The following is a 9,935-nucleotide window of genomic DNA, read 5'->3' on the forward strand; positions in this document are numbered from 1 at the left end:
GGCCATGGTCATGGCTCTGAGTCTGGCCGCCTGCACCCGGGTGATGAAGGTCTTGTCAATGTCCTCCATGCAGTGGTCCGCCAGCTCCCGGGCATTCTGGGTGTTCAGGTAGCGGGCGGGGATGATGACGTCGGTGTCGATGTTGTCACCGTATTTGAATACAGAACCTCTTGCTTCCATGGTGTTCAAACCTCCCTGGGATCGGTGATGTGGCCCGTCAGGGCGCTGGCCGCCGCCGTGGCGGGGCTGGCCAGATAAATCTCGCTGTTCACGTGGCCCATGCGGCCCACAAAGTTGCGGTTGGTGGTGGAGACGCACCGCTCCCCTTCCGCCAGAATGCCCATGTAGCCGCCGAGACACGGCCCGCAGGTGGGGGTGGAGACAATGCACCCGGCGTCGACAAAGGCGGTGGTGTAGCCCCGCTCGATGCAGGTCCTGTACACCTCCATGGTGGCGGGAATGATGATGCCCCGGACGCCGTCGGCGATGTGGCGGCCCTTCAAAATGTTGTAAGCGGCCTCCATGTCCTCGATCCGGCCGTTGGTGCAGGAGCCGATGACCACCTGATCGATTTTGATGTCCCCGCCCTCGGCGGCCGGGTGGGTGTTCTCCGGCAGGTGGGGCCAGCTGACGGTGGGCACCAGGGTGTCCAGGTCAATGGTGATGGTCCGCTCGTACTCTGCGTCCGGATCTGCCTCGTATTTCTTCCATTCCCGCCGGCTGCGGCCCTTCAGGTACGCCTCGCAGGTCTCGTCCACCGGGAAGATGCCGTTCTTGGCACCGGCCTCGATAGCCATGTTGCAGATGCACAGCCGGTCCTCCATAGTCAGGCTCTGCACGCCGGGGCCGATGAACTCCAGGCTCTTGTAGAGGGCGCCGGAGACGCCGATGAGTCCGATCAGGTGCAAGATCACGTCCTTGCCGGACACAGGCCGCCGCAGACTGCCGGTCAGCTCCACGCGGATGGCGGCGGGCACCTTGAACCACGCCTTGCCGGTGGCCATGCCGGCGGCCATATCCGTGGAGCCCACGCCGGTGGAGAAGGCCCCCACCGCGCCGTAGGTGCAGGTGTGGCTGTCGGCGCCGATGATGCAGTCTCCGGCGGTGACGATGCCCTGCTCCGGCAGGAGGGCGTGCTCCACGCCCATCTTGCCCACGTCGAAGAAGTTGACGATGCCGTGTCTGCAGGCGAACTCCCGGCACTGCTTGGACTGCTGGGCGCTCTTGATGTCCTTGTTGGGGACGAAGTGATCCAGAACGATGTTCACCCGGGTCTTGTCGAAAACATCGCAAAAGCCCGCCTTTTCAAACTCGTTGATGGCCACCGGAGTGGTGATGTCGTTGCCCAGGACAATATCAAGGTTCGCCTCGATCAGCTGTCCCGCCTTGACGTGCTCCTGGCCGCAGTGGGCAGCCAGGATTTTCTGTGTCATAGTCATTCCCATGGGTATTGTGCCTCCGTTCTCTGTGATGAAGTCCAGGGGTCTCCCCCGCTGTTTACCGGTTATTGATGGCACTGACCAGCGCCCGGACGCCTGCCACGATGATGTCCGTGTGGGTGCCGCAGCCCCAGGTCTCTCTGCCATCTGGCCACTTCAGCCCTACGTAGCTGCAGGCCCGGCTGTCGGTGTCAGGGTCCAGTGCGTGCTCGCTGTAATGGATCAGTGTGAAGTCCATGCCCGCTGCCTGCTCGATGGCATTGGCCACCGCGTCCAGGCGGCCGTTTCCGGCGGCGCCGCACTGGATCATCCGGCTGCCGCGGCGCAGAGTCAGGTTGGCAGAGATGGACCCGTCCTGGTTCTGTGTGTAGTGGGCGGCAGTGACATTCAGCGGGGCCGCGTTGTTGACGTAGTTGTCCTCAAACACCTCCAGCACCTCCTGGACGGAGAGTTCCCGGTGGTCGTGGTCGCTGACCTCCTTGACCCGGTAGCCCAGCTGCTCCCGCATGTGGGGCGGCGGGTTATAGCCGTAGTTCTGCTGCAGCAGGAAGCCGATGCCGCCCTTGCCGCTCTGGCTGTTGATGCGGATGACGTCCGCGTCGTAGGTGCGGCTGATGTCGTGGGGGTCGATGGGGATATAGGGGCAGTCCCACCGGTGCTGGTGGTGCTCCTTCCGGTAGGTCATGCCCTTGGCGATGGCGTCCTGGTGGCTGCCGGAGAAGGCGGCGAACACCAGGCTGCCGGCGTAGGGGCTGCGCTCATAGACGTGCATCCGTGTCACCCGCTCGTATACCTCGCAGATAGCGGGCATATCGGAGAAGTCCAGCTTCGGGTCCACTCCGTGGCTGTACATGTTCATGGCCAGGGTGATGGCGTCCACGTTGCCCGTGCGCTCCCCGTTGCCGAAGAGGCAGCACTCCACCCGCTGGGCACCGGCCAGTACCGCCAGCTCCGCGTCCGCCACGCCGCAGCCCCGGTCGTTGTGGGGATGGGTGGAGAGAACCACGGCATCCCGGTACTTCAGATGCTTGGAGCACCATTCGATCTGGTTGGCGTAGATGTGGGGCATGCTCATCTCCACCGTCACCGGCAGGTTGATAATCATGGGACGGTCCGTCGTGGGCTGCATCACGTCCAGCACTGCGTTGCAGACTTCCACGGCGTACTCCGGCTCTGTGCCGGTGAAGCTCTCCGGGCTGTACTCAAAGAGGAAATTGCCCTCGTACTCCCGGCTCAATTCCTTGATGAGCTTGGCACCGTCCACGGCGATTTGCTTGATCTCCTCCCTGGACTTGTGGAACACCTCCCGCCGCTGGGCCTCGCTGGTGGAGTTGTAGAAGTGAATGATGGCCCGGGGGGCGCCCTTCACCGCCTCAAAGGTCCGGCGGATGATGTGGTCCCGGCACTGGGTCAGCACCTGGATCGTCACGTCCTGGGGGATGCGGTCCTCGTCGATCAGCTTGCGGAGGAACTCATACTCCGTCTCCGACGCCGCCGGGAAGCCCACCTCGATCTCCTTGAAGCCGATCTTCAGCAGCATCTCGTAGAACTCCAGCTTCTCCTCCAGGCTCATAGGCACCACCAGACTCTGGTTGCCGTCCCGCAGGTCCACGCTGCACCAGGCGGGGGCAGTCTCGATATGGTCCTTCTGCATCCACTCGTACACGTGCCCCGGCTCCACCGGCGGGGGATAGTAGCCAATCTGATATTTCGTCGCGTCCATCATGTCAAAGTCCTCCTTCCAAGGTCTTGTCTTTGGAAGGAGGACAACAAAAAATCCCATCTCTCCAAAGACCATCAGTCTTTGAGAGACGGGAGCAAAAAATGCTGTACCCGCGGTACCACTCTCATTGCCGGGAGACCCGGCCACTCTGTACGATCGGCTCCTCCTGAGGGGGGCGAATCGCGTCTGCATGATAACGGACAGCGGCCGTCCGCACCTAAAGGCGACGCCTCTCAGCGCGGCTGCTCAAGGGCCAGTGACGCGGTCCCCTCCGTACCGCCTTGCACCGACCGGCGGCTCTCTGAAACGGGGCGTGGGATCGCCTTTTCCCCTTCATCGCATTTTGGAAGATGGGAAGAGTATAACAGCTCCGCCGAAGGACGTCAAGTGAGGAAATCTGTCCTCACAGCGGATTTGGTACGGTTTGACAGACATCTCTTGGCAAAGCGCGCCGTCTCTTGTGAAAACCGCAAGAAAAAATCAGGACGGCTGCCGCCGTCCTGAAGCGGCGGCCTCCCTCCGGAAGACCCCGCTGCGGAAGCGGACCACTCCCCAGGAGCCGGGAGGGCGGGCCGGTTGTATCCTGCATCCTGAAAAATGCCCAGCACCTCACAGCGCCGCACCTGTCCGCCAGATCTGCGTCTCCGTGGCCACTATGCGCACCCGGCGGTCATGGAGGCCCACCGGTACGCGGGGCTGCAGCAGGCGGTCGGGGCATACCAGAATGGCGGGCCCCTGATAGTACTCCAGGTAGCGGTCGTAATACCCGCCGCCGGGGGAGCAGGTCACGCCAAGGTACGAGAGGCGCAGATGCGCACCCGGGTGGAGGGGTCAGGTCAACTATGCGGACCTGCAGACCGGGCGCGGGTCCTATCACGATGGAGCCCCAGTTCCCCGTGATCCCGGGGCTGGACATCGTGGAAATCGCGGAGGCTGTCGGAAACTGCGCTACCGTGCTATATAATGAGGACAACTATGCCAAGCTGCCCGAGGACCTTCAGACGGTTCTGCGGGAGTGCATGGACCAGATCCGGGAAAAGAACAACGAGATCACGCGTGATGAGGATGCCTATTATATCGAGAAGATGAAAGCCGAAGTTCCCGGGCTAACCGTGACGGAGCCCGATTATAGGTCTTTGCTGCTGTGGGCCGTGCGGTCCATGAGGAGCTGGTCGCCAGCGTCTCTGATGAAGCGCTCTGCGATGCAATCCAAGCCCTGGCCTGAGCAAGGAAGGTTCCCTCCCTGCAAGGGTCTCGTTTGGGAGACAAATGGGACCCTTGCAGAAAACACCGGGGCGCCCACTGAGGTAAAACTTATAAAAAAGTATATGCGCCATTTTCCTTGGCCATTGTGCACGCTCCTCTCCGCCGGTCTTATGAGAGATATCATACAGCCGGGAGGGAAATGCGACAATGCCCCGCCGGGCCGGGCGATTTTCAGCTTGTCTCTTTGCCGGTTGTGCGGTAAACTGGACGTATCACGGCGCCGGACGGGGTGCAGCCGTGGATACCGGAGCGCGCCGGGGCGCCTCCGGCATCTGCATCCGGTGGAAGCGCCCGCATCTGCATGAAACGGGAGGAAGCAGACATGGACTATCTGGACTTGGAAGCCCCCGGCCTGACGGCGGGGAATGTGGAAAAAATCGCCGCGCTGTTTCCCGCCGCCGTCACGGAGACGCGAGGCGCGGACGGGAAGGTGAAAAAGGCCGTCAACTTCGAGGTCCTCAAGCAGCTGCTGGCCCCCGACGTGGCGGAGGGGGAGGATCGCTACGAATTCACCTGGGTCGGCAAACGGGCCGCCATGGCCGAGGCCGCCCGCCCCACCTCCAGAACCCTCCGCCCCGTGAAGGCGGACAGCCGGGATTGGGACACCACCCGGAACCTCTACATCGAGGGAGACAATCTGGAAGTGCTGAAAATCCTCCAGGAGAGTTATCTGGGCGCGGTGAAGGTGATCTACCTGGACCCGCCCTACAACACCGGCAGCGATTTCATCTATCCGGATTCCTTTGTGATGGACCGCGGCGTATATCACGGTGCCAGCGGATACCGGGACGCGGAGGGGAAGATCAACTTTCAGCGGAAAAACACGTTTTCGGACGGCAGGTATCACTCCGACTGGTGCTCCATGCTCTTTTCCAGACTGCTGCTGGCCCGCAGCCTGCTCTCCCCGGACGGCGTCATCCTGATCTCCATCGACGACCATGAGTCAGCGAACCTGAAGAAGATCTGCGACGAGGTGTTCGGCGAAAGCAACTACCTGAACCAATTTGCGTGGGTCTCCAATATCACGGGCCGCCAGATATCCGGCAGAGGCGCGGCCAAAACCTGGGAGTCCGTCCTGGCCTACGCCAGGGACATCGACGCGTGCGGCAGCCTGTCTATTGACATCCGCTTCGCCAGGGAGAAGATGCCCGATGCGTACAAGGGCTTTCGCAGGGACGTTCGGACGGACCGGCTGGGCCCCTTTGCGGTCGGCGATCCCCTCTACAATCATAATCGCAAGTTCAACGAAGAGACCCGGCCGAACCTCGTGTTCTCCATCTTCTATCAGCCCCAGACCCAGGAGATCTCCACAGGCGCCATCGGGGAGAGGCGGCCCGGGTGGTTCGAGCTGCCGCCCCATGCAAATGGGGACGGCGTGCACAAGTACCATGCCTGGCGGTGGTCCCGGCAGAAGATTGCGGACGAGCCATATAATCTGATCGTGCTCCCCACAGCGTCCGGTGGGTATGAGATCCACACCAAGATCAGGGACTTCGGCAGGACGCTGCTCAAGGACGTCATTCCCGACATCCCCAACGGAGACGCGGAGCTGCGGAAGCTGTTCGGCGGCCGGAAATTGTTTGACTACCCAAAGTCCGTGGACCTGTTGAGGACCCTGATCGGCTCTGTTCCGGGGAAGGATTTCGTATGCCTGGACCTCTTCTCCGGCTCCGCCACCACCGCCCACGCGGTGATGCGCCTCAACGCGGAGGACGGCGGCCGCCGCAGCTTCATTATGGTGCAGCTGCCCGAGCCCTGCGGTGAGAAGAGCGAGGCCGCCCAGGCGGGCTTCCAGACCATCTGTGAGATCGGCAAAGCCCGCATCCGCCGTGCCGGGGATCAGATCCGGACCGAATTCCCCGGTGCCTGTCCGGACATCGGCTTCCGGGTCTTCCGGGTGGACGAGGGCTGCCGGAAGGAGGTCCTCTATCCCCCGGAGGAGATATCCCAGCCGCTGATCGGGCAGACGGTGTCCAATATCCGGGAGGACCGCACCGACCTGGATCTGCTCTATGCCTGCCTGCTGGACCAGGGCCTGGGCATCCACCTGCCCCACACCAGCCGGGTGGTCGGCGGCTGCACCGTCCACCGGGTGGACGGCGGCGTCCTGGCGGCCTGTTTTGACGCTGGCGTTCCGGACACGGTCATCCGGGACATAGCTGCTTCCCGCCCCCAGCGGGCTGTCTTCCGGGACAGCGCCTTCGCCTCGGACGCCGCCAAGATCAACGTGACGGAGATCTTCAAAAGCCTGTCCCCCGGCACCCGCGTCCAGGTACTCTGAGTGCAGACCGTCCGCCTGGTTCCATTCCGCAGAAACTTTCCCCGTCTTGCCCGGATGTGTCCCCAGCGCACCGGACATAAGGAGGTGACCTCATGAAGCTCCAATTCAAGCACCAGCCCTTTCAGGCGGAGGCGGCCGCAGCGGTCTGCGATGTGTTCCGCGGTCAGTCACTGTGCGCCCAGGCACACCGGCAGGGCCTGGGCGCCGCGGCCGACAGGCCGCTGTCCCTGGCAGGGACCGGCACCGGCCTGTGCAACCAACCCCTGGCTCCGGAGCTGACCGACGCCCGGATCCTGAAAAATCTGCACGCGGTCCAGTGGCGCGCCGGATTGCCTCTGTCCAAGGCCCTGGCCGGGCCGGGGATCAACCTGTCCGTGGAGATGGAGACCGGCACCGGCAAGACCTATACCTATGTGAAAACCATCTACGAGCTAAACGCCCGCTACGGCTGGAGCCGGTTCATCATCGTGGTTCCGTCGGTGGCCGTCCGGGAGGGCGTCTACCGTTCCCTGCAGACGACCCAGGAGCACTTCGCCGGGGAGTACGGCAGGCGGCTGCGGTTTTTCATCTACAACTCCGACCGCCTCGCCCAGGTGGACCGCTTCGCCTCCGACAGCGCCATTCAGGTCATGATTATCAACATGCAGGCGTTCAACTCGGGCAGGAACCAGCGGATCATCGACCAGCGGCCGGACAGCTTCCGGGGCCGCCGCCCCATCGACGTCATCGCGGCCACCCGGCCTATTCTCATCATTGACGAGCCCCAGAGCGTGGAGGGCCGCCAGACTCGGGAGAGCCTGCGCAAGTTCAACGCCCTGTTCACCCTGCGCTACTCCGCCACCCACCGGGAGGCGTACAACATGGTGTACCGTCTGGACGCCCTGGACGCCTATAACCGGCATCTGGTGAAACGGATCGCCGCCCTGGGGGTGACCTTCACATCCTCCCCCGCCGCTGGCGGCTTTGTCTATCTGGAGGGCGTGGACCTGAGCCGGGACAGGGCCCCCGCCGCCCGGATCGGTTTTGAGGTCAAAGGGGCGTCCGGCATTCGGACGGTGGTGAAACAGCTGCGCCGGAAGGCGGATCTGTTCGCGGCGTCCAACGGCCTGGCCGAATACGCCGACCGCTATGTGGTGGCAGAGATCGACGGTCGGGACAGCTCGGTGACCTTTCTCAACGGCCTGAAGCTATATGCCGGTCAGTTCAGCGGCGGCGAGGAGCGGACAGCTCTCCAGCGCCGGGTGCAGATTCGGGAGACCATCCGCACCCACCTCCGCCGGGAACGGGAGCTGTATTCCAGGGGAGTGAAAGTGCTGTCCCTCTTCTTCATCGACGAGGTGTCCAAATACCGCCTGTACGACGGGGACAGCGGCAGCGGCCGCAGCGGCGAGTACGCCAAAATGTTTGAGGAGGAGTACGTCGCCGTGGCGGAGGCGTTCCGGCGAGAGATCGACGACCTGGCGTACCGGGCCTATCTGGACGGCATCGATGCCCGCGAGACCCACCAGGGCTACTTCTCCGTAGACCGGCGGAAGGGCCGCCAGGCCCGCTTTGTGGAGGGAAAGATCGACCGCAAGAGCCGAACCTCCTCCGACGCGGACGCCTATGACCTGATCATGCGGGACAAGGAGCGGCTGCTCAGCCTGGATGAACCTGTGCGGTTCCTCTTCTCTCACTCCGCCCTCCGGGAGGGGTGGGACAACCCCAATGTGTTCCAGATCTGTATGCTGAAGCCCCAGACGGAGTCGGAGATCCGCAGCCGCCAGGAGATCGGCCGCGGTCTGCGCCTGTGTGTCAATCAGGAGGGCGAACGCATGGACGAAAGTGTCCTGGGCGGGGCGGTGCAGGAGCTGAACAAGCTGACGCTCATCACCGATATGGAGTTCGGCAGATTCGCGGAGGCCCTGCAGCAGGGGCTGGCGGTGTCCCTTGCCGGCCGCCCCCGGATGGTGGAGCCGGGCCTGTTTGCCGGCAGGCTCCTCACTGGCACCACCGGGGCACGGGTCCGGGTGACGCGGGAGCTGGCAGATGAGATCTGTGCCGCCCTCCGGAAACAGGGCTATGTGAAGGACCGCGTCCTCACCGGCAGCTTCTTTGCGGACCGGGACCGGGGTGCCGTCCGGCTGGGCGGAAGCCTTCAGGACCTCAGCGCCGCCGTGGCGCAAGTCCTCTCCGGCGTCTATACCCCCCGGGCCATCCCCGCGGAGAACGCCCACGGCGGCAACGTCACCGCCCGGGCGGACCCGGAGAAGCTGCAGACCGAGGCGTTCCGCTCCCTTTGGGCGCGGGTCGGCCCCAAGTCCTTCTACACCGTCTCCTTTGACACCCGGGAGCTGATCGGGAACGTCATCCAGGCTCTGGACGCGCATCTACAGGTGACCCCCGTCTCTGTCCGGACGGTGTATGGCGAGCAGGCGACGCAGCTGCAGTCCCGGGAACAGCTGCTTCAGGGCCGGGCCTTCCGCCGCAGGGAAAGCCGTGTGCAGGCCGCCGGTCCCCCGGCGCCGGGCGGTGTACGGTATGACCTAGTGGGCAGGCTGGTGGAGGAAACCGGCCTGACCCGTACCACTGCGGCAGCCATTCTCCAGGGCATAGCCCCTGAGACATTTGCCATGTTCCGCCTGAATCCGGAGGATTTCCTCCTCCAGGCCTCCAGGCTCATCAACCGGGAGAAGGCGGCCGCCGTCGTCCGGCACATCACATACCACCGGCTGGACGCGTCGTATGACGCCGCCCTCTTCACCAATGCCGTCCGCCGGGGCAGGCTGGGGTGCACCGCCGTGCCCGCCGCCCATTCGATCTCAGACTATGTGATCTGTGACACCGACAGGGAACGGGCCTTTGCCGAGGCGCTGGAGGCCAGCGAGGCGGTCAGATTATATGTCCGACTTCCCAAGTCCTTCTTCATTCCCACCCCGGTGGGGCGGTACACACCCGACTGGGCCATCGCCCTGCGGGACCGCGCAGGGGATCCCGTCTATTTCGTGGCAGAGACCAGCGGCAGGGCCCCACAGCCCCAGGGCGTGGAGGCGGCGAAACTCCAGTGCGCCCGCGCACACTTCGCCGCGGTCAGCGGCGGAGAGGTGATGTGCGGCGCCGTCCGTGACTTGGATGAGCTCCTGCGCATCGTGGGCTGAAGCCCCGGGGCCGCACAGTATGCACGGCGGCGTATGGAAGGCCCCCCGCTATGGACAGAGAAGCGCGGCCTGAAATCAAGTGATTTCAG

At 63.8% G+C, this 9,935-nt stretch carries 6 protein-coding genes, 1 pseudogene and 1 other annotated feature; of the genes and pseudogenes, 3 read left to right on the plus strand and 4 right to left on the minus strand.

The features are described 5' to 3' along the window. The 4 genes and pseudogenes from HMPREF1546_RS04335 to HMPREF1546_RS04350 form a co-directional block, all read right to left on the minus strand. Positions 1–180: pseudogene (locus HMPREF1546_RS04335) on the minus strand (hypothetical protein); the annotation flags it as partial. Positions 181–185: 5 nt separating this feature from the next. Then, entirely contained in the window at positions 186–1,445 is a 1,260-nt protein-coding gene (gene leuC / locus HMPREF1546_RS04340; RefSeq protein WP_021747636.1) for a 3-isopropylmalate dehydratase large subunit, read from the minus strand. Between the two features lie 52 nt (positions 1,446–1,497). After that, positions 1,498–3,165, minus strand: a complete 1,668-nt coding sequence (locus HMPREF1546_RS04345) for a 2-isopropylmalate synthase (RefSeq protein WP_036629426.1) — start codon at positions 3,163–3,165, stop codon at positions 1,498–1,500. 78 nt (positions 3,166–3,243) lie between these two features. Beyond that, positions 3,244–3,508, minus strand: a binding site (T-box leader). Between the two features lie 263 nt (positions 3,509–3,771). Continuing rightward, positions 3,772–3,951, minus strand: coding sequence for a 5-formyltetrahydrofolate cyclo-ligase (locus HMPREF1546_RS04350; RefSeq protein WP_021747638.1), 180 nt, complete (start codon positions 3,949–3,951; stop codon positions 3,772–3,774). 89 nt (positions 3,952–4,040) lie between these two features. On the opposite strand from HMPREF1546_RS04350, the gene HMPREF1546_RS19855 reads away from it, so the two are divergent. The 3 genes from HMPREF1546_RS19855 (at position 4,041) to HMPREF1546_RS04365 (ending at position 9,846) form a co-directional block, all read left to right on the plus strand. Next, entirely contained in the window at positions 4,041–4,733 is a 693-nt protein-coding gene (locus HMPREF1546_RS19855; protein ID WP_021747639.1) for a hypothetical protein, read from the plus strand. 17 nt (positions 4,734–4,750) lie between these two features. Further along, entirely contained in the window at positions 4,751–6,709 is a 1,959-nt protein-coding gene (locus tag HMPREF1546_RS19135; protein WP_036629442.1) for a site-specific DNA-methyltransferase, read from the plus strand. A gap of 92 nt (positions 6,710–6,801) precedes the next feature. After that, the gene (locus HMPREF1546_RS04365; RefSeq protein ID WP_021747641.1) at positions 6,802–9,846 is read left to right on the plus strand and encodes a DEAD/DEAH box helicase family protein; all 3,045 of its coding nucleotides are present in this window, start codon (positions 6,802–6,804) and stop codon (positions 9,844–9,846) included. The last annotated feature ends 89 nt before the right edge of the window (positions 9,847–9,935 follow it).

The sequence above is a fragment of the Oscillibacter sp. KLE 1745 genome (assembly GCF_000469445.2).
GTDB classification, from domain to species: domain Bacteria; phylum Bacillota; class Clostridia; order Oscillospirales; family Oscillospiraceae; genus Oscillibacter; species Oscillibacter welbionis.

Excerpts from the sequence above, each read along its gene's own strand:
- leuC (WP_021747636.1), bottom strand. The coding sequence starts at position 1,445 with ATGGGAATGACTATGACACAGAAAATCCTGGCTGCCCACTGCGGCCAG.
- HMPREF1546_RS04345 (WP_036629426.1), bottom strand. The coding sequence starts at position 3,165 with ATGATGGACGCGACGAAATATCAGATTGGCTACTATCCCCCGCCGGTG.
- HMPREF1546_RS19855 (WP_021747639.1), top strand. The coding sequence starts at position 4,041 with ATGGAGCCCCAGTTCCCCGTGATCCCGGGGCTGGACATCGTGGAAATC.
- HMPREF1546_RS19135 (WP_036629442.1), top strand. The coding sequence starts at position 4,751 with ATGGACTATCTGGACTTGGAAGCCCCCGGCCTGACGGCGGGGAATGTG.
- HMPREF1546_RS04365 (WP_021747641.1), top strand. The coding sequence starts at position 6,802 with ATGAAGCTCCAATTCAAGCACCAGCCCTTTCAGGCGGAGGCGGCCGCA.